General features: G+C 34.0%; 24 protein-coding genes. 1 reads left to right on the plus strand and 23 read right to left on the minus strand.

Features of this window, described 5'->3' with window-relative positions:
• Nucleotides 1–6: 6 nt before the first annotated feature.
• The 15 genes from MY490_RS14670 to MY490_RS14740 form a co-directional block, all read right to left on the minus strand.
• Nucleotides 7–339, minus strand: a complete 333-nt coding sequence (locus MY490_RS14670) for a putative DNA-binding protein (protein WP_025569019.1) — start codon at nucleotides 337–339, stop codon at nucleotides 7–9.
• 305 nt (nucleotides 340–644) lie between these two features.
• On the minus strand, nucleotides 645–824 hold the full coding sequence (locus tag MY490_RS14675; protein ID WP_348983767.1) for a zinc ribbon domain-containing protein: 180 nt from the start codon (nucleotides 822–824) through the stop codon (nucleotides 645–647).
• A 156-nt stretch (nucleotides 825–980) separates the two neighbouring features.
• On the minus strand, nucleotides 981–1,973 hold the full coding sequence (gene ftsY / locus MY490_RS14680) for a signal recognition particle-docking protein FtsY (protein WP_248266376.1): 993 nt from the start codon (nucleotides 1,971–1,973) through the stop codon (nucleotides 981–983).
• Nucleotides 1,974–1,987: 14 nt separating this feature from the next.
• Entirely contained in the window at nucleotides 1,988–5,560 is a 3,573-nt protein-coding gene (gene smc, locus MY490_RS14685; protein ID WP_248266377.1) for a chromosome segregation protein SMC, read from the minus strand.
• A 244-nt stretch (nucleotides 5,561–5,804) separates the two neighbouring features.
• A complete protein-coding gene (rnc, locus tag MY490_RS14690) occupies nucleotides 5,805–6,548 on the minus strand; it encodes a ribonuclease III (RefSeq protein ID WP_248266378.1) in 744 nt (247 codons plus the stop codon).
• A 94-nt stretch (nucleotides 6,549–6,642) separates the two neighbouring features.
• Complete coding sequence (gene acpP / locus MY490_RS14695) at nucleotides 6,643–6,876, minus strand: acyl carrier protein (protein WP_025568936.1); 234 nt, start codon at nucleotides 6,874–6,876, stop codon at nucleotides 6,643–6,645.
• A 66-nt stretch (nucleotides 6,877–6,942) separates the two neighbouring features.
• Entirely contained in the window at nucleotides 6,943–7,686 is a 744-nt protein-coding gene (fabG, locus tag MY490_RS14700; protein ID WP_248266379.1) for a 3-oxoacyl-[acyl-carrier-protein] reductase, read from the minus strand.
• Nucleotides 7,680–8,630, minus strand: coding sequence for an ACP S-malonyltransferase (gene fabD / locus MY490_RS14705; protein WP_248266380.1), 951 nt, complete (start codon nucleotides 8,628–8,630; stop codon nucleotides 7,680–7,682). The genes fabG and fabD overlap by 7 nt, the downstream gene beginning before the upstream one ends.
• A gap of 13 nt (nucleotides 8,631–8,643) precedes the next feature.
• On the minus strand, nucleotides 8,644–9,639 hold the full coding sequence (plsX, locus tag MY490_RS14710) for a phosphate acyltransferase PlsX (RefSeq protein ID WP_248266381.1): 996 nt from the start codon (nucleotides 9,637–9,639) through the stop codon (nucleotides 8,644–8,646).
• Between the two features lie 12 nt (nucleotides 9,640–9,651).
• Entirely contained in the window at nucleotides 9,652–10,218 is a 567-nt protein-coding gene (gene fapR / locus MY490_RS14715; protein ID WP_248266382.1) for a transcription factor FapR, read from the minus strand.
• Between the two features lie 103 nt (nucleotides 10,219–10,321).
• A complete protein-coding gene (gene recG / locus MY490_RS14720; protein ID WP_248266383.1) occupies nucleotides 10,322–12,370 on the minus strand; it encodes an ATP-dependent DNA helicase RecG in 2,049 nt (682 codons plus the stop codon).
• Nucleotides 12,370–13,251, minus strand: a complete 882-nt coding sequence (gene sdaAA, locus MY490_RS14725; protein WP_088012973.1) for an L-serine ammonia-lyase, iron-sulfur-dependent, subunit alpha — start codon at nucleotides 13,249–13,251, stop codon at nucleotides 12,370–12,372. Before sdaAA ends, recG begins: the two co-directional genes overlap by 1 nt.
• 17 nt (nucleotides 13,252–13,268) lie before the next feature.
• The gene (gene sdaAB, locus MY490_RS14730) at nucleotides 13,269–13,931 is read right to left on the minus strand and encodes an L-serine ammonia-lyase, iron-sulfur-dependent subunit beta (protein ID WP_248266384.1); all 663 of its coding nucleotides are present in this window, start codon (nucleotides 13,929–13,931) and stop codon (nucleotides 13,269–13,271) included.
• Nucleotides 13,932–14,160: 229 nt separating this feature from the next.
• Nucleotides 14,161–15,849 carry a DAK2 domain-containing protein gene (locus MY490_RS14735; protein ID WP_248266385.1) on the minus strand — a complete coding sequence of 563 codons (1,689 nt, stop codon included), beginning with the start codon at nucleotides 15,847–15,849 and terminating at the stop codon, nucleotides 14,161–14,163.
• Between the two features lie 23 nt (nucleotides 15,850–15,872).
• Complete coding sequence (locus MY490_RS14740) at nucleotides 15,873–16,235, minus strand: Asp23/Gls24 family envelope stress response protein (protein WP_088012978.1); 363 nt, start codon at nucleotides 16,233–16,235, stop codon at nucleotides 15,873–15,875.
• A gap of 345 nt (nucleotides 16,236–16,580) precedes the next feature.
• Between MY490_RS14740 and rpmB the strand changes: the two genes are divergently transcribed.
• Entirely contained in the window at nucleotides 16,581–16,769 is a 189-nt protein-coding gene (rpmB, locus tag MY490_RS14745; RefSeq protein WP_025568947.1) for a 50S ribosomal protein L28, read from the plus strand.
• 97 nt (nucleotides 16,770–16,866) lie between these two features.
• On the opposite strand, the gene spoVM is transcribed toward rpmB, so the two are convergent.
• From spoVM to rsmB, 8 genes are all read right to left on the minus strand, one after another.
• Nucleotides 16,867–16,950, minus strand: coding sequence for a stage V sporulation protein SpoVM (gene spoVM, locus MY490_RS14750; protein WP_056470930.1), 84 nt, complete (start codon nucleotides 16,948–16,950; stop codon nucleotides 16,867–16,869).
• 94 nt (nucleotides 16,951–17,044) lie between these two features.
• Nucleotides 17,045–17,686, minus strand: a complete 642-nt coding sequence (locus tag MY490_RS14755; protein ID WP_248266386.1) for a thiamine diphosphokinase — start codon at nucleotides 17,684–17,686, stop codon at nucleotides 17,045–17,047.
• Between the two features lie 92 nt (nucleotides 17,687–17,778).
• Nucleotides 17,779–18,423 carry a ribulose-phosphate 3-epimerase gene (gene rpe / locus MY490_RS14760; RefSeq protein ID WP_248266387.1) on the minus strand — a complete coding sequence of 215 codons (645 nt, stop codon included), beginning with the start codon at nucleotides 18,421–18,423 and terminating at the stop codon, nucleotides 17,779–17,781.
• A gap of 2 nt (nucleotides 18,424–18,425) precedes the next feature.
• Nucleotides 18,426–19,307 (minus strand): ribosome small subunit-dependent GTPase A, encoded by an 882-nt coding sequence (rsgA, locus tag MY490_RS14765; protein WP_248266388.1) that lies wholly within the window; start codon nucleotides 19,305–19,307, stop codon nucleotides 18,426–18,428.
• Nucleotides 19,308–19,327: 20 nt separating this feature from the next.
• Nucleotides 19,328–21,322 carry a Stk1 family PASTA domain-containing Ser/Thr kinase gene (gene pknB / locus MY490_RS14770; RefSeq protein WP_248269384.1) on the minus strand — a complete coding sequence of 665 codons (1,995 nt, stop codon included), beginning with the start codon at nucleotides 21,320–21,322 and terminating at the stop codon, nucleotides 19,328–19,330.
• A gap of 8 nt (nucleotides 21,323–21,330) precedes the next feature.
• Nucleotides 21,331–22,083 carry a Stp1/IreP family PP2C-type Ser/Thr phosphatase gene (locus tag MY490_RS14775; protein ID WP_248266389.1) on the minus strand — a complete coding sequence of 251 codons (753 nt, stop codon included), beginning with the start codon at nucleotides 22,081–22,083 and terminating at the stop codon, nucleotides 21,331–21,333.
• A gap of 4 nt (nucleotides 22,084–22,087) precedes the next feature.
• Nucleotides 22,088–23,179, minus strand: a complete 1,092-nt coding sequence (gene rlmN, locus MY490_RS14780; protein WP_248266390.1) for a dual-specificity RNA methyltransferase RlmN — start codon at nucleotides 23,177–23,179, stop codon at nucleotides 22,088–22,090.
• A gap of 2 nt (nucleotides 23,180–23,181) precedes the next feature.
• Complete coding sequence (rsmB, locus tag MY490_RS14785) at nucleotides 23,182–24,528, minus strand: 16S rRNA (cytosine(967)-C(5))-methyltransferase RsmB (protein WP_248266391.1); 1,347 nt, start codon at nucleotides 24,526–24,528, stop codon at nucleotides 23,182–23,184.
• Nucleotide 24,529: the final 1 nt, after the last annotated feature.

Consider the following 24,529-nt stretch of genomic DNA (forward strand, 5'->3'; position numbering starts at 1 on the left):
TCCTTATTATTCTAATTTCTCTAACGCATCGATTACTCGAAGAAACTCGTCATCTACAACTTTACCTTTTTTAGCATAAGTTTTCAAATGATTTAAAAGTTCATTTCGTTGTTGAAATTTTTTTAGAAGTAATAATTTCTCTTCATATTCTTCTAACATAGCTTCAGTACGTTTTATATTATCATAAACCGCCTGTCTACTAATGTTAAACTCTTCCGCAATCTCACCTAAAGAATAGTCATCCAAGTAATATAATGACATATAGCTTTGTTGTTTAGGAGTTAAAAGAGAATGATAAAAATCATATAGATAATTGATTCTCATCGTCTTATCTAACATTGTATGATCTGCCATAACTATCACTCCTTTGTTAAGTGAATTGCCTTTACATATGCTAGTTTACCTAATACACAAATATCTGTCAAGTTTTTTACTTGACGATTATTGAACTACTCACCACTTAACACCTTTACAGGTTGTTTGAAGTGAGAGATTCTTGGGAACTGAGCATATTTGCTAGTGTTATTTCTTTGCCAGCAGCGGTTTCTCGTATTTGCCAAGCTATCTCCATAGATTCCTAGTTCTATGATTAGTTAGGCCAAAGTAATTGTTCGTACACCTTCAGCTAGAATATTTTTACTGTTTCAATCGTGATGTTGATGGCAAATTGGACAGGTCCATCCCCTGATTGCAAGAGATTTCTTGCATTCTTGGTGCCCACAATCAGAACATATTTGACTGGTTGGAAACCATTTACTTACTTTCATGATTGTTTTACTATACCATGTGGGTTTGTATTCTAATTTAGATACAAATGCAGACATGATCCATCAGAAATCAATTTGACTAATTTGTGCAACTTTCGAGTCCTCTTGCGTTCATTCCATTATGGTCATACTCATCTTGCTATTGCACAATTTTAAAAAAGTGGATATGTCTTTCAATAAAAAACATATCCACGTCATTTCTTTAATTTTAAATTATGCTTCTTTATTCATTAAATCTCCAAATAGTCCATATACAAATTGTTCTGCTTGGAATGGTTGTAGGTCGTCCATTTGTTCTCCAAGGCCAACGAATTTAACTGGTACTTTTAGTTCGTTTCGGATTGCTAAAACAATCCCACCTTTAGCAGTTCCATCTAGTTTCGTTAAGACAATACCTGTAACATTTGTAGCTTCAGAGAATGTTTTTGCTTGAACCAGACCATTTTGGCCAGTTGTAGCATCAATTACTAGTAATACTTCGTGTGGTGCACCAGGTACTTCTCTAGCAATGACATTACGAACTTTTTCAAGTTCTTTCATTAAGTTTACTTTATTTTGTAGGCGGCCTGCTGTGTCACAAAGTAAAACATCAACTTTACGAGCTTTTGCAGCTTGAACCGCATCATACATTACTGCAGCTGGGTCAGATCCTTCACCTTGTTTAATTGTTTCAACACCTACACGATCTCCCCAAACTTCTAATTGCTCAATAGCTCCGGCTCTAAATGTGTCACCAGCAGCAAGTAGTACTTTTTTCCCTTCAGTTTTTAGTTTATGAGCTATTTTACCAATTGAAGTTGTTTTTCCTACACCGTTTACTCCAACGAATAAAACAACTGTTAAACCATCAGGATTTAAATTTATCTCAAATGAATCATCTGTTAAATCATCACCTTTATACAATTCAACTAATTTTTCAGATATTACCTCTTGTACACCTTTTGGATCTTGAATATTTTTTCGTTTCACTTCAAATTTCAAGTCCTCTACTAATTCCATTACTGTGTTTACACCAACATCAGCCATTATTAGGATTTCCTCAAGTTCTTCAAAAAAATCTTCATCTACTTTACGGTATCTAGCAAATAAATCGTTTAACCCCTCTGTCAGGTTATTTCTAGATTTCTCTAAACCAGATTTAAATTTTTGAGTCACTGACTCCGTTTGTTTTGAGATTGTTTCTTTTAATTTCTTAAAAAAGCTCATCGTTTCAATCCTTTCTAATTACCATTTGATAATAATACTTCGCCTTCATCCAAACGAACTGATACTAGCGTAGAAACTCCATATTCTTGCATTGTAACACCGTATAATACATCACATTCTTCCATTGTACCTTTACGGTGGGTAATAACAATAAATTGAGTTTGTTCACTAAAATATTTTAAGAATTTTGCAAATCGAGCTACATTCGCCTCATCTAGTGCAGCTTCAACCTCATCAAGTACACAGAAAGGTACTGGACGTACTTGTAAAATTGCAAAAAGTAGAGCGATTGCCGTAAGTGCTCGTTCGCCTCCTGATAATAAACCTAAATTTTGAAGCTTTTTACCTGGTGGCTGAGCAACAATATCAACACCTGTTAACAATAAATTTTCTGCATCCGTTAGAACTAAATCAGCTCTGCCTCCACCAAACAACTGAGTAAAGACAACTTGGAATTTTTCACGAATTGCATTAAAACTTGTTTCGAAACGCTTTGTCATTTCTTCATCCATCTCACTAATTACATTGTAAAGTGTGATTTTTGCTTCATTTAAATCAGTTCTTTGTTCTTGAAGAAAATCATGTCGTTCAGATACACGTTCATACTCATCAATTGCACCAATATTAACAGTTCCTAATTCCTCTATTGAACGCTTTAATAGTTTAACTCGTTTCCTTGCATCATCAACTGTCATTTCTAGTGTATATTTCATTTTTGCCGCTTCGTAAGTAGTCATATACTTTACATTTAGTTGTTCAAGACGATTTTCAAGCTCTACATCAAGTCGATTACTATTTACTTCTTGCTGTTTTAGTAAATCAGAAAGTGACTTATATTGACGTTGCTTTTCACGTAATGATTGAACATAATCTTCTAGCTCTGTTTGATAAGCAATTCGTTGCTCTCGACGTTTCGAAATAATTTCTGTCGTTTTTGAAAATTCAATACGCGTATCCGAAATTATTTTCTCGAGCTCTTCCTTACCATTTTCATTTGTCATAAGTTCACTAGATAAGAAAATTATTTTTTCTTTCGTTTGTTCAAGAATTTGCTTTTGCTTAATAGAATTATCTTCAAACTGACGAATTTTTTCGTTACTATAATTTAACTTTTGCTCTTCTTGTGCTAGATAAATTTTAAGACTAGTTAACTTCGATTGTAATTCATCTTTAATTTCCTTTTGATTTAGTTTTCGTTCAGTTAATTCATTGATCTTCTGTTCACTTGCGATAATCTCATTTTTCACATTAGCATCTAAGGATGATAATTCCTCTAGACGGTCTTTAACCTTTAATAAATCACTTGCTGAACTTCCCATTTCTAAATCATAGATTGCTAAAGCATCGTTTATATTTTTTTCTTCAAATTCGATACTTTTTAGTTGCTCCATAATTGAAACAATTATTTGTTTAACGTTTTGAATTTCATCATTTAATGTTTGAGCTTTAGAAGAACTGTCTAGGATTGTCGCTTTAAGGATTTGAACCTCACTCTCAAGCGAGTTCGTCTTTTCTTGCATATCCTTTAGTTTTACAGTGATTTCTTCTAACTCTCGCTGTCTTCCTATAAGTGAAGAATTCGTAGTTCGAACGGCCCCACCAGTCATCGCTCCACCAGGATTAACAACATCACCTTCAAGCGTGACAAAGCGATAGCGATGTCCAACGAGTTTAGCCAGTTCATTAGCACCTTTTAAATCTTGTGCGATTAAAACAGTTCCAAGTAAGTTTTGGATCACTTGCTCATACTCACCTGAATTACTAACAAGTGATGATGCAACTCCAATAAAGGAAGGATTTCTTTTTAATCCTTCAATAACATTAGCTGGTACAAAACGAGCTTTAACAATATTCATTGGTAAAAATGTCGCTCGGCCTAAACGTTGTTGCTTTAAAAATTGAATTGCTCTTCTAGCATGTTCGTCATTTTCAACAACAATTTGTTGTGTAGCTGCACCTAGTGCAATTTCAATCGCAATTTCGTATTGTTTGTTTGTTGTAATTAGTTCAGCGATTGCTCCTTTAATACCTTCTAATCTTGTGCCTCTTGCTTTCAATATTTCTTTAACACCTTGATTAAAACCAGCAAAATCTTCTTGAAGTTCTTCAAGGGTTTCTTTTCTTGATTTTGTTTGTTGAATAAACTGATAAGCTTTATTTAGTAATTCTTCTTTTTCCTTTAAAACGATTGCAGTTTCATCATGCTGCTTATTTAAGGTTTCAAATTTTTCATTTAACTCTTTAAATGTTAAATCAGTTTGTTCTTTCTCATTAAGCAATTCGGTTTTTCTATTCTGTAATTGTTCTCTTTGACGAATGTATTTTTCATTTTCTAAATCTAATCGACTCGATTTTACTGAGTATTGTTGACTTTGCTTTTCAAGCATCGTTTTTTCATTTTTAATCGATGCTTGATTATTTAAAAGCTCAATATAGTCAGATTTTATTAATTCAATCTGTTCTTCAATATCACCCTCATAAGATGTAATCTCATTTTGGATCTCAACAATATTTGTTTTCGTTTTGTTTACATTTTGACGAGAAAGTTTTTCTTGTTCTTTTTCTGCTTCGATTAATTTAATCGTCTCGTTTATTTGTACAGTAACTTCATCAACTTGTTTTCTTAATTGTTCAGATTGAGTTGAAGTATTTCTTTTTCGCTCCTTCATTAACTCTTTCTGACCTTCATATTTTTCCAAGTTCTTCGTAACAGTTAATAAAACTTGCTGTAATTGATCGATTGATTCATCTAATGCATTTAATTTCTCCTGTAATTCGTGTTGTTTTGATTCTTCAGTCGAAATCTCTGTCGATAACGCAATTTCTAAATCAGAGTTCTGGGCAATTTCTAGTTTAAGCTCTTCCCATTTCTGATGAAGCGATTCAATTTCGTATACTAAGAGAGCTGCCTCAACCTTTTCTAGCTCATCTCTATGTTCTATGTATTCCTTTGCAATTGAAGCTTGCATTCTTAATGGTTCAATTTGGGAACTTAATTCAAATAAAATATCATCAACTCGATTTAAGTTTTCTTGCGTTTCGAATAATTTTGCTTCAGCCTTTTTCTTTCTGTTTTTATACTTTAATACTCCAGCTGCTTCTTCAAAAATTCCTCTTCGTTCTTCTGGCTTACTGCTTAATATTTCTTCAACCTTCCCTTGAGAAATTATAGAGAATGCTTCTCTTCCAAGTCCAGAATCCATAAATAAATCAACAATATCTTTTAATCGACAAGATTGTTTATTAATATAAAAATCACTATCTCCAGAACGGTAAACACGTCTTGTAACACTTACTTCACTATACTCAAGTGGTAATTGTTGATCTTCATTATCTAAAGTCAGTGTAACTTCTGCATAATTTAAAGGTTTTCTTCCATCACTACCAGCAAAAATGATATCCTCCATCTTCGCTCCTCGTAATGATTTGACTGACTGTTCACCTAGTACCCATCTAATGGCATCTGTAATATTACTTTTACCACTTCCATTTGGTCCTACAACTGCTGTAACACCTTTTACAAAATCTATCGTAACTCGCTGAGCGAATGATTTAAATCCAATTATATCTAGTCGTTTGAGGAACAACTGAATTCCCCCTTTTTGATTTAATTATATACACAAAAACTCCCCCATAAAAGGGGGAGCAGACTGCCCGCCAAACGCTCGCTTTCTTCGTTGCTTCACCTGTCTAACGATGCTCTTTACCGCCTATGGTAACTTAAGCTCCTCAACAGGCTTCAACCCTTGGGAATCAAGCGCTTGCAATCAGTCTAAAATTTAAGTTTGATCGTTTAGTTGACAAGTTTTCTACTAGATTTTTTAGTTAAATCTATTTACTTGACTCTTTTAATTTTATTAATGCTTCTTTAGCTGCTTGTTGCTCTGCTTCTTTTTTAGACCTACCACTACCGATTCCTAATGTTTCACCATTTAATAATACTTTTGAAACAAATTCTCGGTTATGAGCTGGTCCTTTTTCTTGAAGTATTTTATATTCAATTGAACCTGTGGAATCCCTTTGTACAAACTCTTGTAATTGACTTTTAAAATCCATCACATGCGAAAAAGCACCATCGTTTATTTTTGGGAATATATGAAGAGATAAGAAGTTAATAACTGTTTGTAATCCTTGGTCCAAATATAATGATCCAATGAATGCTTCAAAAACATCCGCAAGTAATGCTGGACGTGTTCGACCACCAGTCATTTCTTCTCCGCGACCAAGTAATATATATCGACCAAAATCTAATTCATTCGCAAATTTCACAAGTGATGGTTCACAAACGATTGCGGCACGTAATTTTGTTAACTCGCCTTCACTCATAGTAATATATTTTTGAAATAAATATTGTGAAACGGTAAGCTCTAAAACAGCATCCCCTAAATATTCTAATCTCTCATTATCTTCATATGGTTTTTTACGATGCTCATTCACATAGGATGAATGTGTAAACGCTTGAATTAGCAAGCTTTCATTATTAAACATAATATTTATTTGTTTTTGAAATTTAACAAAGTTTTCTTTTTCAACATCAGAAAGTTTATATTCTCTTACTCTTCTTGAATGCGGCATATTTACCTCCAACTAAAAGCAGTTTGATATGCTGCTAAACCTACTAGTCAAGAAAATGATGAGAAGTCCCGTATAAAATACGGGACTTTTCTCATTACATGTTGCTCTCTATGTAGTTCACAACATCACCAACTGTGACGATTTTTTCAGCATCTTCGTCAGAAATTTCTAATTCAAACTCATCTTCTAATTGCATTACTAATTCAACTACGTCTAATGAGTCTGCGTCTAAATCTTCTTTGAAACGGCTTGTAATTTGGATCTCAGATTCTTCTACACCTAAACGGTCAACAATAATCTTTGATACGCGCTCTAATACATCTTGCATTATTATTCACCTCCCCCCAAAGTTATCTACTTATGCATTATACATAAAAATGTGGCAAACGCCAAATTAATTCATTACAAGTCCACCATCAACATTGATTGTTTGTCCAGTAATGTATCTACTTGCATCCATTGCTAAGAATACTACTGCATTAGCAATATCTTCTGGTTGACCAAAAGATTGCAATGGAATACTTGATAACATTTGTGTTCTGATTTGCTCATTTAATTCATTTGTCATATCAGTTTCAATAAAACCAGGTGCAATTGCATTAACTGTAATATTTCTAGAAGCCAATTCTTTTGCTGCTGTTTTTGTTAAACCTAATACGCCAGCTTTTGCTGCTACATAGTTCATTTGGCCTGGATTACCAATTTGTCCAACAACTGAACTAATATTAATGATGCGGCCATTACGTTGACGAGTCATAAACTTCGCTGCTGCTTTGATACAATTGAAAACACCTTTTAAGTTTGTATCAATTACATCATCCCAATCAGCATCTTTCATACGTAATAAAAGGCCGTCTCTTGTAATACCTGCGTTGTTTACTAGTATATCAATACTTCCAAATTCATCAACAGTATTTTTTACTAAAGCAGCAACTTCTTCACCATTTGATACATTTGCTTTATATGCTATAGCTTTAACTCCAAGTGCTGTAATTTCTTCTACAACTTTAAGCGCAGCCGCTTCATTTCCAGAATAATTAACAACTACATTCGCACCATTTTTTGCTAAAGATAATGCGATTGCTCGTCCGATACCACGAGATCCACCTGTAACTAATGCAACTTTTCCATTTAGCATGATTTTATTTCCTCCCATTCATTTAAAAATTGGTTTAACGTTTCAACATCATAAACATTTACTAATTTAGATGAAGGAGAGATTGCTTTTACTAATCCAGTTAAAACTTTTCCAGGACCAATTTCAACGAATGTATCAACACCAAGGTCAACTAATTCTTGAATCGATTGGTTCCATTTTACCGGAGAATATAATTGATTAACTAATAATTCCTTAATTTCATTTGCATCTGTCACAACTTTAGCAGTAACATTTGAAATTAATGGCGTTACGCAATCATTTACATTTATTTTACCAAGCTCGTTTTGGAATTCTTCGCTTGCAGGTTTCATTAAAGATGAGTGGAATGGACCACTTACTTTTAAAGGTAATACACGTTTTGCTCCAGCTTCTTTTAGTAAACCAGAAGCAATTTGTACACCTTCTGCATCTCCAGTAATAACTACTTGTGTAGGAGAATTATAATTTGCAATACCTACAGAATGACCATTTTTATTCACTTCAGAAATAACTTCTTCAATTTTTTCTGGAGCTAAAAATAATACAGCTGCCATAGCACCTTGTCCTACTGGTACTGCTTGTTCCATTAATTGCCCACGTTTATGTACTAATTTAACACCGTCTTCAAATGAAATACTATTTGCTGCTACAAGTGCTGTAAACTCACCTAAACTATGACCAGCAACAAAGTCTGGTTTAATTCCAGCTGATTTAATCTTCTCAAGCATAGCAATTGAAGTTGTTAAGATTGCTGGCTGTGCATGATATGTAGCAGTTAACTCTTCATCAGTTCCATTGAAAATAATCTCTGAAAGACTAAAACCAATTTTTTCGTTAGCAGTTTCAAAAATTGATCCACATTCATTATAGCTCTCAGCTACATCTTTACCCATTCCAACTTTTTGTGATCCTTGTCCAGGAAAAATAAACGCCACTTTACCCATTGGAGTGACCCCCTTATGCATTTGATTCGATTTTCTCCATGTGATCACTTACTAGTTTTACAACATTATGTTCAACCATCGTTTGTGTTTGCTTAATTGCACTAAAAATCCCCATAGCATCAGAACTTCCATGAGCCTTAATGACAGGTGATTTTAAGCCAAATAAAGCTGCTCCACCATACTCAGAGTAATCCATTTTCTTTTTAACACCTTTTAAGTTTGGTTTTAAAACAGCTGCTGCAAGCTTGGATGTGAAATTAGTAAGCATCGCATCTTTTATTAATGAAAACATTGCAAGTGCAGTACCTTCAATCGCTTTTAAAGCTACATTTCCAGTATACCCGTCTGTAACTACTACATCTGCTACTGAATTCATTAAGTCTCTAGCTTCTACATTTCCTATAAAATTCAAATTACTTTCTCTTAGTAGTTGGAAAGTTTGTTTCGCAAGTTCATTACCTTTTTTATCTTCCGTACCGACATTTAGTAATCCTACGGTCGGATTATGTATGCCTCTTACTTGTTGTGCATAAACAGAGCCCATTATCGCATATTGAAGTAAATGACTTGCTTTTGCATCAACATTAGCACCTACATCAAGGAAAACAAAGCCTTTTCCATCTAATGTAGGCATAGTAGGTGAAAGTGCAGGTCGTTCTACACCTTCCATTCGGCCAACAACTAATAGTCCCGCTGTCATTAATGCGCCAGTATTTCCAGCAGAAATACATGCATCAGCATTACCTTCTTTTACTTGATATGCCATTAAAACCATAGAAGCATTCTTCTTTCTTCTAACCGCTCTAACTGGCTCTTCAGTTCCTTCAATTACTTCATCTGTATGGATTATCGTTATATTTTTATCATTCGTTAAGAATGGTTTAATTTTTGATTCATCACCAATTAAAGTAATATGTATATCATTCAATTTTTCAACTGCAAGCATCGCACCTTCAACGATGGCTTTTGGAGCATGATCTCCACCCATTGCATCGATAGCTAATTTCATCTTGTTCACTTCCTATTCTTCAATACTTCGGTGGTACATTTCGAATAAGCCATGGAATACATGTTCTTTTTCAACATAGCCATTGATATCAACTGTAGTACGCCTCGGATCTCCTTTTTGCGGTAAAACCTTTGCCTTGGCAATTACTCGATCATTTGTTTTTACTGGTTTAATAAAAACAAAATTGGATTTAGCTGTAAGAGCTAAATCATCATGAATAACTGCAACTGCTAATGAATTTGCTTGAGCAAATAAGTGATGACCTCGGGCAATTCCATTTCTACTAAAAGTATGCTCTTGTTTAACATCAAATATAGAAATGGCACTTTCGTTTAAATGAATATCAATAACTTCACCGATTATTTCATCTACTGGTAGTGATTTTACATCTTCTAATTGCTGAGTGGCAACATTTTTGATGCGCTCCCTTAACTCAGGAATTGATAATTCAAGACGATCAAGACGAATAGTTTGTATGCTCACAGATAATTGATTAGCTAAATCTTCATCTGTAATAAACGGATTTTCTTTTATAATTTTTTTTAACAATTCATGACGATCTTTTTTATTTCTTCTCATATTCCATACCTCAACTACTAATTTGTGACCAGGTATTAAATACAGTTTATATTAAAAATCCACGTATTACAATAGTTTTTTGACAAACTTTTAATACCTAGTACTAATCTAATTTTTCAGAATTAAATATTCCCGTTCTGTCTAAGTACATTCTTAATCCTTGATATTCATTAGCTTTCCAAAATACATCTGAATTAACAAGTAATGTTGCATCATTTCGCGCAACTTCTAATGCACGATAATCATGTACCATATCAGCCATTTTAAATTCAGGCACACCACTTTGTTGTTTTCCAAAGAAATCTCCTGGTCCTCTAAGTTCTAAATCTTTTTCACTTAACTCAAAACCATCGTTTGTTTCTGTCATGATTGTTAATCTTTCTTTTCCTACTTCACTTTTTGGGTCACCAACTAAAATACAATACGATTGTTCAGAACCTCGTCCAACTCGTCCTCTTAGCTGATGTAATTGTGAAAGCCCAAAGCGATCTGCATCATAAATAACCATCACAGTTGCATTCGGTACATTTACACCTACTTCTACAACTGTCGTTGATACTAATATTTGAACGTCATTAGCAGCAAATGCCTTCATCACGTCATCCTTCTCTGTTGATGAAAGCTTTCCATGCATTAATCCAACCTTCGCCATATTTTGATAATGAAAAGTTAGAACACTATGTAAATCTAATGCATTCTGAAGGTCTAATTTTTCTGACTCCTCAATAAGTGGACAGATTAGATATGCTTGTCGTCCATTCTTGATTTCTTTACTGATAAAATCTAAAACGCGATCAAACATTTCTTGCTTGACCCAATACGTTTCTATTTTTTTACGACCAGCCGGATATTCATCAATGATCGATACATCCATTTCACCAAAAGCTGTTATTGCTAAAGTTCTTGGTATTGGAGTTGCTGTCATAAATAAGACATCAGGGAAATAGCCTTTTTCTCTTAAAACTCTTCGTTGACCAACACCAAATCGATGTTGTTCATCTGTTATGACAATGCCTAATTTATTAAATTGAACCTCATCTTGAATTAAAGCATGGGTACCAACTAAAATATGTACCTCACCGTTTTTTAGTCGTTCTAGGATTTCACGACGCTTTTTACCTTTTACAGAACTTGTAAGAAGCTCAACATTTACTTCTGTATGTTGTAGCATTTTTGCTAAAGATTCAAAATGTTGCTCAGCTAAAATTTCTGTAGGCACCATTAATGCACCTTGATAACCATTAAGTGTACATGCATATAAAGCAATCGTAGCGACAACAGTTTTTCCCGATCCAACATCACCTTGTAATAGGCGATTCATTCGATAAGGACTTTCTAAATCTGTAAATATTTCTTGTACAACTCTATTTTGAGCTGATGTCAGAGGAAATGGTAAGGATTGGATTAATTGTTGAATTTTTTCAATGTTTAATGTTTTAGGGATACCTTTAGAATGATTACGCTGAATTTTTCGAAGTGCTTGCATTTTTAGTTGAAAAAGAAAAAACTCTTCATAAACAAAGCTTCTTCTAGCTTGTTTTAAACTATTCGCATCAATTGGGTGGTGAAGTAATCTCAATGTTTCTAAACGATTTAAAAGTTTATATTTTTGAATTAGTTCGTTTGGTACTAAGTCATTTATTAAATGTCCATATTTTTTAAACGACTGCTCAACAAATTTACGCATTGTTTTTACAGACATTTTTCCCTTAATAGAATAGACAGGCTCTATTTCATGACTATTCGTACGAGAACCAAATACAAGGTCTGATAATGTAATGGTTTGTTTATGTTGATCCCACTTGCCAGAAACAGTTACATGTTCATTTAAGTTTATCTTTGTTTTAAAATATGGTCGATTAAAACAAATAACAGTAATTAAGTATCGATCAACTAAAAGTCGAAATGTTAGTCGTGATTTACTTTTGCCAAAATATTGAAGAAGAGGAGCGCTATGAACAATCCCCTCGACAGTCACGCGCTCTTCATGCTTCACTTCTGATAAATCCTTATTTCGAAAATCCTCATACCGATACGGTAAATATTCGATTAAGTCATTTATAGTAAAAATACCCATATCATTTAATTGTGCTTCAGTTTCCTCGCCGACACCACTTAATACAGATACTTTTTGTTCAAGTTCAATACTCACTATTTTTTTAGCGAAACACCAAATATTTTTGCTTCCAATTCACGTCCTGTTGGCGTTGCCGCTAGTCCTCCTTCTGCAGTTTCTCTTAGCGCAGATGGCATTGTTTGTCCAATTCGATACATAGCATCAATTACTTCGTCACATGGAATTCGACTTGTAATACCTGCTAATGCCATATCTGCAGCTACCATTGCGTTAGCAGCACCCATTGCATTTCGCTTAACACATGGTACTTCTACTAAACCTGCAACCGGGTCACATACTAAACCAAGCATATTTTTTAATGTAATAGCAAATGCTTCAGCACTTTGACTTGGAGTACCACCAGCCATTTCAACGATCGCAGCTGCTGCCATACCACTTGCAGAGCCTACTTCTGCTTGACAGCCACCTGCAGCACCTGAAATTGACGCATTATTAGCTACAACAAAACCGAAAGCACCTGATGCAAATAAGAATTCAATCATTTGCATTCGAGTAGGATTTAATTTTTCTTTTACAGCAAAAAGGGTTCCAGGAACTACCCCAGCAGAACCAGCTGTAGGAGTTGCACAAATCGTACCCATTGCAGCATTTACTTCATTTGTCGCAACTGCTTTACTAACAGCATCTAAAAGTAAATGGCCAGAAAGCGAATTACCTTTTGCAATATAATTTTGAAGTAATACAGCGTCTCCTCCAGTTAAACCAGTTGGCGAGTGAACACCTGCAAGACCTCTTTCAACTGCTTTTTCCATAACAACAAGATTTTGCTCCATTTTACCGATAATCTCTTCACGGCTTCTTCCTGTAAACAACATCTCTTGTTGAATCATTATTTCTGAAATTTTAACATTTTTTGATTCAGCTAATTCAACTAATTCAGCAACATTTTTAAACATTTGAGTTCCCCCTCTCCTTAATCAACCATTTTCGTAACGCGAATGATATGTGGTAAAGATTCAATTTCTTTAATAATTTTATCATCTAGATCTTGGTCGACCTCAATTGCCATCAATGCAATTTGTCCGACTTCTTTACGTGAAACTTCCATATGGCCAATATTTACAGCATATTTCATTAGAACATTTGTTACACCAGCAATTGAACCAAAACGGTCATTATGAACAACAAGTATTGCAGGGTAATTACCCGAAAGTTTAAGTTCAAAACCATTCAATTCAATAATTTCAATTTTTCCACCACCGATTGAAATTCCCACTAATTCAAATGGTTGCTCATTATCGAGAATAGAAATTTTCACTGTATTTGGATGCTCCGTTACTGCATCTTCTTCAACGAAATCAATTGACATCCCTTTTTCTTGTGCAATATTTAATGATTCTGGAATACGCTCATCAAATGTATCAAAATCCAATAATCCACCAATAAGCGCAACATCTGTCCCATGTCCACGATATGTTTTAGCAAATGAACCATATAATGAAATCAAAATCTTTTTTGGTTCTTTTCCATAAAGATTTCTTGCTACACGACCAATTTTAGCAGCTCCCGCTGTATGTGAACTAGATGGACCAATCATAATTGGTCCAATTATGTCAAAAACACTTTTATATTTCATCACGTTTCCCCCAATACGTTATTGTAAAAGCGTATTTTATTTAGTTTTTGTTTTGTTCGAACAAATCATTTATATAAAAAGTTGGTATTATGGACAAAACAATGTCCACCTTATAGTGTAATACGAAATTCTACAGAGTTCTACGTTATTTTACATTACTCTTAAAATAAATTACAAAAAAAAAGAAGAAGTGGATCACACTTCCTCTTTTATCTTGCTATATTTTATCTTATTCGATCGAAAAAATATATGAATACAAAGGCTGATTTCCGTTATGAACTTCAACTTCTAAGTGATCAAAGCTCTCTTCGGCAAATTCAACTAATTTTGAAATTTCTTCATTTGAAACATCTTGGCCATATAAGATTGTTAATATTTCAGAATCTTCATCAATCATATCTTGTAATAATTTTTTTGCAGCCTCTAATTGATTTGCATCGGTAGTAACAATTTTACTTTCAAGGATGCCCATGAAATGATCTTTTGTTATTTCTACACCATCAATTTCAGTATCTCGAACCGCATAAGTTATTTGACCTGTTTTTACAGTCTTTAATGCATCTTGCATTCCTGATTTATTTTCATCTAACGTTGCAGTAGGATTAAAAGATAATAAAGCTGCCATACCTTGAGGTACTGTTTTAGACGTTACAACTGCTACATTACATTCTGCAACAGATGCAGCTTGCTCGGCAGCCATCACGATATTTCCGTTGTTAGGAAGAACAATAACATTTTCTGCGTTGCATTGTTCAATCGCTTTTACAATGTCTTCTGTACTAGGATTCATTGTTTGGCCACCTTCAATTACTACAGTTGCCCCAATACTTTCAAATAATGCTTTAATCCCTGATCCCATAGCTACTGTAACGATCCCAAATTCTTGTTTTTCAGTAGATTGTGTAGAGACATTTTTAGAAGGAGATTCATTTGAAACCTCTTCATGTAGTAAGTTAGTATGTTGTTCGCGCATATTTTCGGCTTTTAGTTTTAAAAAGCTTCCAAATCGTTGACCTAAATTAAATACTTCTCCAGGGTACTCAGCGTGAATATGAACTTTTACAATTTCATCATCAGCAACTACTAATAAAGAATCACCCCATGCACTTAGCTCTTTACGGAAAGTGTCTATGTCAAAAGGATGTTTATTTAATTTATCTTTTTCAAATCGCACCATAAATTCAGTACAGTATCCGTAAACAATGTCTTCAGTATTTAACATACTTTGTACATTTCGATGTTCTGCTTCGACAAGTTCTTCAAGAGAAAGAGTCGCCTCAGCACCTTCTAGAGAAATTTCTTCACCTTTTAATGATGCTAAGAATCCTTCATATACAAGTACTAAACCTTGACCTCCGCTATCGACTACACCTACTTGTTTTAACACTGGCAGTAAGTCTGGGGTACGGTTTAAAGATGCATTTGCTTCAATAATTGTTTCCTCAAGAAAAGGAATAAATTCTTCATGTGTTTTTGCTATGACAACTGCTTTTTTTGCTGTTTCTCTAGCAACTGTTAAGATTGTTCCTTCAATAGGCTTCATAACAGCTTTATAAGCAGTTTCTACCCCTGCTTCTAATGCTAAAGCAAAATCTGTTGTTGAAATTGTATCCTTGGATTCAATTGATTTAGAAAAACCTCTAAATAATTGAGAAAGGATAACACCAGAATTTCCACGCGCTCCCATCAATAAGCCCTTTGCAAAGCTTTGACCAACTTTCCCTACATGACTATTTGGTTTTTCTTTTACTTCCTTTGACCCAGAAGTAATAGAAAGATTCATATTTGTTCCAGTATCACCATCTGGTACTGGAAATACATTTAATGAATCTACAAATTTTACATTTTTCGTTAAGTTATTTGCACCTTGAATCACCATTTCTGCAAATAATTTACCGTCAATACGTTTTATCGACACAAATTCTCCTCCTTAATGCGTCTTTACAGGTTAGCTACTTTCACACCTTGAACAAAAATATTAACAGAGTCAACTGACAAGCCTAATGTTTGATCAAGAGTATACTTCACTTTATTTTGTACGTTATTAGCAACTTCAGAAATCTTCGTACCATAGCTTACAATTATGTACATATCGATATTAACGTCCTCACCTACTTGGCGAACAATAACACCTTTTGTAAAGTTATCTTTTTTTAGGATTTCTGTAAGACCATCCTTAATTTGTTTCTTAGAAGCCATTCCAACAATACCGTAACAATCAATGGCAGCTCCACCAGCAATTGTAGCGATCACATCTGTACCAATCTCGATTGTTCCATATTGCGTTTTCATTTCTAATGACATAATTTGGTCCCCCTTATTGGATAATCCAAGTATAGTTAGTTATACTACTTACTTATTATTGTATACCTTTTTCCAAAATAATTCTATTGACTCACTACTATTATTAGCATTTCAATAATATTCATGGTTAATTATAGAAAATACAATTTTTAAGGAATTTCTTTTCAATAAGTCTAAGGTCCCTCTTTAATATTTAGTATATCATACATTTCGATGTCAAGGTTTTTTTCTTGAACAACTTACCAATAACTGTTGCATTAAGCGAAACGGTATGATAAATTATAGTAGTGTTTGAATGAAAATAATCATTGAAATGTTATTCCGTTTTTGTTAGGAGGGAAATAGATGGCTCGTGTTTGTGTAATCACAGGAAGAAAGTCTCGTTCTGGTAACAGTCGCTCTCACGCTATGAATGCTTCAAAACGTACTTGGGGTGCTAACCTTCAAAAAGTTCGTATTTTAGTAAACGGTAAACCAAAGCGTGTTTACGTTTCAGCGAGAGCATTAAAATCAGGTAAAATTGAGCGCGTTTAATTTAATAACGTACTAAAAAGCATAGCGGTCCGCTATGCTTTTTTACTTTTTTTATGATCCCTGTTTCCTCTAACCAAAAAACTCTACTCCAACTAAGCTAAGCGTCTTTTTTAAATGTACTCAGCATGGCGCGAACAAGTCCGCCAAGAAATTTAGGTAATTTAATCGTATAAAATCTCATGCTTTCCCTCCTACAAGCTTTCTAGCATTTTTAAGGAAAAGATTAATCCTATTACATTCTACTTGCGTTGAGCGAAAACTATGACATGAAATTGTTAATCTTTGCTCCTTACTACTAATGCTATGCCTTCGCTAAATGAAATAGACCCTTCACTCTCAAGCAGTTCATTGCTCACACACAGTGATGATCCAATCTCCAATAAATGATTAGTTAGTGGGTATTTAAAGCCCTTTAAAGTTAAATTTACTACTTTAGCTCCTATTGAAAAAAAGGATACGTATTTAAAATGCTGCAGTTTACTAATGAAATGGGTACCTTGCTGAATGATATATAGTTCGTTATATTCATCAACGATTTTTATTGGAATACCGGAATTCATAAATTTTATTAATAATGTAATACTGCCAAACTCATGATCTAACCGTTTTCCAGTTACACAATGGATAAAAATCTTTTCTGGTTTTTGTTTAATTGCCCATTGAATAGCAAGTTCTAAATCTGTTTCATCTTTTTCAGGAGGGTAAATAAAAACATTAGGGACAAGCCTTTGTATCTTTTCTAAATTCTCATCGCTTAAAGAATCAAAATCACCGAATATTGCCTCTGGAATTAATCCTTCTTCAATTAAATATTGAGCTCCATTATCTACGCCAATCAGTAACTGGTTTTCGTCTTTCTGAGTAATTTCAGTAATTGTTTTCGATTTCGGTCCTGCACCTACGACATGTATAATCAACTTTTTTTCCACCTTTAAAAAAAATGCAATCGAATGTCGATTGCATTTTTTATTTCATAATTAAATTTACCATGCAATTTTAGATGATTACATTATCCTCTAATTTTCGCTATAGCTTCTTTTCTGTCTTCCTTATTATAAATTGCTGAACCGGCTACTAATACGGTAGCACCTGCTTCTATGCAAATTTTAGCCGTATGCTCGTCAACGCCACCGTCTATTTCGATTTCAACTGATAAATTGCGTTCTTTAATCAAATTAGCAACTTGTTTAATTTTAGGAACAACTGATTGAATGAATTTCTGTCCTCCAAAGCCTGGATTTACTGTCATTAAAAGGACCATGTCGACATCATCTATTATCTGTTCAATTGTTGAAACTGGAGTCGCTGGATTAAGAACTACACCTGCTTTAATTCCAAAGGATTTAATTGTTTGGATTGTACGGTGCAAATGTGTACAAGCTTCAACATGAACCGTAATAATGTCCGCTCCAGCTTTTACAAATTGCTCTATGTATTGATCTGGTTTTTCAATCATTAAATGTACATCGAGTGGAAGCTTCGTCACAGGTCTAATTGCTTCTACAATTAGTGGTCCAATTGTAATATTTGGTACAAAGTGACCATCCATTACATCGACGTGAATATAATCTGCCCCTCCAAGTTCTACATCTATAATTTCTTCTCCAAGTTTAGCAAAATTCGCTGAAAGGATTGATGGTGCAATTTTAACCATGATTAGTACCTCGGCTTTCTATCTCTTATTTCTTCTATGAATGATACATAATGATCATATCGTTTAGGAGAAATTTCCCCACTTTCAACCGCAGCTTTTACAGCACATTTTGGTTCCTTTAAGTGGGTACAACCTCTAAATTTACATTCTTGACTTTTTTCTCGCATTTCCACAAAACAATACGATAAATCTTCGGATTCGATTCCCATAAATTCCAATGAACTAAAACCAGGAGTATCTGCAACTAGCCCCTGTCCAATTTTTATTAATTCAACATGTCTAGTTGTATGTTTTCCTCGTCCTAAATGAGTGGAAATAATTCCCGTTTTTAAATCTAGCTTTGGATTAATCGCATTTAGTAAAGTTGATTTACCAACGCCAGATTGTCCTGCAAATACAGATATTTTATTAGACATATGAGGAAGTACTTTTTCTAATCCTTCCTCAGTTTTTGAAGAAGTTAAACATACTTCATATCCAATTTGGCGATAATAAGAAACGTATTCATACACTAATTTTAATTGTGCTTCTGAACACAAATCAATCTTTGTAATGACAATTAAAGGTTTAATTTCATTGAACTCTATTAGTACAAGGAATCGATCTAATAATATTGGAGAAAAATCGGGCTCTACTGCTGAAAAAACTAAAATTGCTTGATCAACATTTGCAATTGGAGGTCGAACAAGTTCATTTTTTCGCTCTTTAATTTCAAGTAGATAACCTTCTCCACTTTTTTCGATATGATATTCTACCTCATCTCCAACTAAAGGTGTTATTTTCTTATTACGAAAATTCCCTCTACCACGACAAGCAACAACTTTCTCATCTGTTTCGACATAATAGAATCCACTCAACGCTTTTATAATTTTGCCTTCTGGCATATACTCACTCCTACAGCTCTTTAATTCGATGGATAAGGTACATCTCTTTCTGCAATAACTTGACCATCTTTAACAATTTTATAGGAAGCAGTTTGTCCAGGATCAATTGTCACTTCTACTGGTATAGTAGTTGTTTCGGTGATCGATTTTGAAATTGCAGGTTTTTCACCATTATTATTTTTATCCCTAATATATACCTCAATTAGTTGAGGCGAACTAGGATTGGTCGGGGTATATGGTACTTGTACATTGATTGTTACTTTTTTCGTCTTTTCTTTTTGTTTTCCAGAAGAAATAACGACATTTAATGTATCCCCTTCTTTTACTGCAACGTTAGCAGATGGAGATTGTGAAATCACATGATTTTCAGCAACTGTTCCAGATTCTTCCTTCGTTACGTTAAGCTTTAGATTATTGTCACCTGCATAGGTTTCAACATCTTTTCTAGACCATCCTTTTAGGTCACGAAGAGTAATCGTAGATGTCCCTTTACTAATCCATACATTTAAATCCGTTTCCGATGGTACGACTTCAGCCCCAACATTTGGAGATTGGTCGATTATTTCACCTTCTGATTCATCACTTTCGATAAAATGCGTTGTAACAGAGCGATAATCGTCTTGTAATCGAGATTTTATCGTGTTGTATTGGAACCCTTTTAGGTCTTCCATCTCGTTACTTTTTTTACCTTTTGATTTATAAATCGTTATCGATGAATTTTCTTTAACAGTTTCCCCAATATTAGGAGAAGTTTTAACTACTTTCCCTTCATCAACTTCATCATCAAAAATCTCTTTAGGATCGCTTATCTTTAACCCTTTTGATGCAAGCAACGTAACCGCACTTTCGTATGTCATATCCTTAACATCTGGAATTTCTACGTCTTCAGGTAAAAATAATGCAGGAATCAATGTTATCGCTAATAAACCACCGATTAAAAGTGCAATAAATGTACCTATAATAAACTTTGCAAAAGAATTTTTCTTCTTTCGTTTTAATTTATCAGGTTCTTTTTTGACAGAATCTTTTTTAACAGGTTCTTTTTTGATAGATTCTTTTTCTTTATTTGATTTGTTCTTTGATGGAACAACAACAGTATCATCATTAGTTGATATAGGAATATCCTTTATGATCGGAATTACCTTCGTTTCATCATCATTTGTAGGAATCACAAAAGGTTTTTCATTCAAACGATCACTATCAAGAGCAGTTTGTAAATCTAACTTCATCTCATCTGCAGTATCGTATCGATAAAAGATATCTTTGGCAGTAGCTTTTAAAACGATATTTTCCACACTTTGTGGTATTTCAGGATTAAATTTTGTTGGTGGTGGAACTTCGCTTTGTAAATGTTTTAATGCGATCGCAACTGCACTCTCACCCGAAAATGGTAGTTTTCCAGTTAATAGCTCAAACATTACAATTCCTAAAGAATAAATATCTGACTTTTTATTCGCTACTCCACCTCTAGCTTGTTCAGGTGAAAGGTAGTGAACAGAACCAAGTACTGAATTTGTTTGTGTAATTGTTGCAGCTGTCGAAGCTGTTGCAATGCCAAAATCAGTTATTTTTACATTTCCTTCTTTATTGATTAAAATATTTTGCGGTTTTACATCTCTATGAACGATTTGAAAATGATGCGCATGAGCTAATGCTGATGCTAATTGTTCCATAATCCTCAATACTTCTTTTGGCTTTATAGGTGTATGATGCTGAATATACTCCTTTAAAGTCTCACCTTCAACGTATTCCATGACGATATACTGTAATCCATCTTCTTCCCCAACGTCATATGAGCTTACGATATTTGGATGAGATAGCGAAGTAACTGAATATGCTTCACGTTGAAATCTTCTTAAGAAGTCTGGGTCGTTTGAAAAATCAGCTTTTAACATTTTTACAGCCACATCTCGATCTAATATCATATCACGGGCTAAATAAACGTTTGCCATACCGCCAACACCAATTAATTTTAAGATCTTATATCGGTCGTTTAGGCGTCTACCAATCATCACGCTCATCATCACCCTTTCTCTATATTTCTAGGCTCAAACTTAATAATGGCAAGCGTGATGTTATCTTCTCCACCAAGATCATTTGCGATTGAAATCAACTGGTTACCGAGAATTTCGATTGGTAGATTTTCATTTAATTTTTCATTAAAAAGTTCATTTGATATTTTATTCGATAAACCATCTGAACATAAAATGATTAAATCATCTTCTTCCCAAGTTAAAGTTTTAATATCAACATCAACCGTTTCCTCAGTACCAAGTGCTCGCGTAATAACATTTTTACGAGGATGAATTTCTGCATCCTCCATAGAAATTTGCCCAAATTTAACGAGTTCGGCGACAAAAGTATGATCTTCTGTTATTTGCTTAAACCCTTCATCATTTCTCAAATAACTTCTACTGTCACCTATATGTGCAATCGTAAAAAATAAAGGAGTACAAATAATCGCTTCAAGGGTTGTCCCCATACCCTTGCACTCTTCATTTTGCTCTGAATGCACTAATAAATTTGTATTTAATTGTGCTACAATATTTTTTAGCCATGATTCAGCTTCTACTGGTGTTTCAAAATTACTAGTATTTTTCCACTCTGCTTCAAGGAAATTGATCGCCATCATACTTGCAACCTCACCCGCTAAATGGCCACCCATACCGTCAGCAACTACAGCTAATACGATTCCTGAATCGTTCGTAAATATACCTACGCTATCTTCATTATGCTCTCGAACTTTCCCCGTATCAGTTTGAAAAAAAGTTTGCATTGTTTCACCTCGTCTCCTCTTTACGCTCCTTTGCACGCAACTGTCCACAAGCTGCATCTATATCATGACCTTGTTCACGACGAATAGTAACATTAACTCCATTATTTTTAAGTACTTTTTCAAATGCAAAAATTTGTTCCTTAGGTGTTCTTACGTAATCTCTTTCAGGTACATAGTTAACTGGAATTAAATTAACATGACATTTAACCCCTTTAAGTAACTTAGAAAGTTCTTCAGCATGCTCAACTTGGTCATTTTCACCACCGAATAAACCATATTCAAACGTTACACGTCTACCTGTTTTTTCAACATAGTAACGAACAGCGTCCATTAAATCCGGTAATTTGTATGCACGATTAATTGGCATTAATTTAGAACGCAACTCACTGTTAGGAGCGTGTAATGAAATCGCGAAATTAATTTGAAGTCCTTCATCTGCAAAGTTATAGATTTTTGGAATGATTCCACTTGTTGATACTGTAATATGTCTTGCACCAATGTTAAGACCTTTATCAGAATTAACAATTCTTAAGAAATCCATTAAACCATTATAGTTATCAAATGGTTCGCCTATACCCATAACTACGATTGAGCTAACTCTTTCTTCAACTTCATCAATAGCACGTTGTACTTCTAATACTTGTGCAACGATTTCACCTGCTTCAAGATTTCTTTTTAAACCGCCAAGAGTCGATGCACAAAAAGTACATCCAATTCGACAACCTACTTGTGTCGTTACACATACAGAATTGCCATAATTATGTCTCATTAAAACAGTTTCAATCGAATATCCATCATGTAATTCAAATAAAAATTTCATCGTACCATCTGAAGAGGTTTGTTTAACTAATGTTTTTAATGTCGTTATTGTAAAATTCTCTTCAAGTAACATACGTAGCTCTTTTGGAATATTTTGCATTTCTTCAAAGCTTTCAACTCGTTGAACGTATAGCCAATTATAAATTTGCTTTGCACGGAAAGCCTGCTGCTTTTGCGCCTTTAACCAATCCTCTATATCACTCACTTTTAACGAGTAAATTGAGGGTTTATGAGTTTTTTCTATTTTGACTGAATTTGTAGTATTTTCTAATTTCAACGTTACACCTTCTTCCTTAATCTTGCAATAAAAAATCCATCCGTTCCAAAATAATGTGGTAGTAGCTGTACATACCCTTTTTGAACCGATTTATTTTCATTTAATTTTTCCGGAACATGATCAATTAATGAATGATCTAATTCATAATCATGATGCTCATCTAAAAAAGCTTGGACCACATCAATATTTTCTTCATGTCCAACTGTACAAGTGCTATATACTAAAGTGCCACCTGGCTTAACTAACTTTGAAGCTTCGTCTAAAATTGACTTCTGAACTCTTTGTAAATTTGTTACATCAGTAGCATTCTTTTTTAATAAAATATCTGGTTTACGACGAATAACTCCTAAACCAGAACATGGAGCATCTACTAATACTTTGTCAAATAATCTTCCTTCAAACTCTTCAGGTGCTTTTCTTGCATCTAGAGCTTTCGTTTCAATATTATCTAACCCTAAACGATTAGCTTGTTCTTTTATTAACTTTACTTTATGATTGTGTAAATCTAATGAAGTGACTAATCCAGTACCGCCTAACAACTCAGCAATATGTGTTGATTTCCCTCCAGGTGCTGCACATGTGTCTAATATATCATCACCTTTTTCAACTCCAAGTGCTTGTGCAACTAACATCGAGCTTTCATCTTGAATCGAAAGGAATCCTTCTTTAAATGCATTCGTATGAGCAACATTTCCTTTTTGGATTTCTATTGCAAATGGAGATAGTTTTCCTACCTTAACCTGTACTCCTTCATCTTCAAGCATTTTAATCACGTCTTCTCTTGAAGATTTCATTGTATTGACCCTTGCGGTTTGAAACGGTGGAAGTATGTTCTCTTCACAAATTTTTCTCGTTTCTTCTTCTCCGAATTCTTTTACCCATTGTTCAATTAACCATTTTGGATGATTCGTTTCAATTGAAAGCCTTTCAATCGGATCCTGTATTTCATCGATTGATCGTAAACCATTTCTTTGAATATTTCTTAAAACCCCATTTACTAAAGAAGCAATTCCTTTATGTCCGCGCTTTTTAGCAATATTAACAGCCTCATTTAAAACTGCGTGAGGAGGTATACGATCTAAAAAATGCAATTGATATAATGAAAGTTTTATTAATATATAAACCCATTCTTCTAATTTCTTCTGATTTTTAATGAATGGTTCTAAATAAAAATCTAATAATTGATCTCTTTGGATTGTTCCATAGATTATTTCTGTTAATAGTCCCGAATCAGCCGAAGATAAATCATTCTTTTGAATATAGTTATTTACTAACAAATTACTATACGATTGATTTTTATAAACTGAAAGAAGAGCATCTAAGGCAATCTCTCGTACATTTTTACTCATG

The organism is Gottfriedia acidiceleris (assembly GCF_023115465.1).
In the GTDB taxonomy this organism is placed as follows: domain Bacteria; phylum Bacillota; class Bacilli; order Bacillales; family Bacillaceae_G; genus Gottfriedia; species Gottfriedia acidiceleris_B.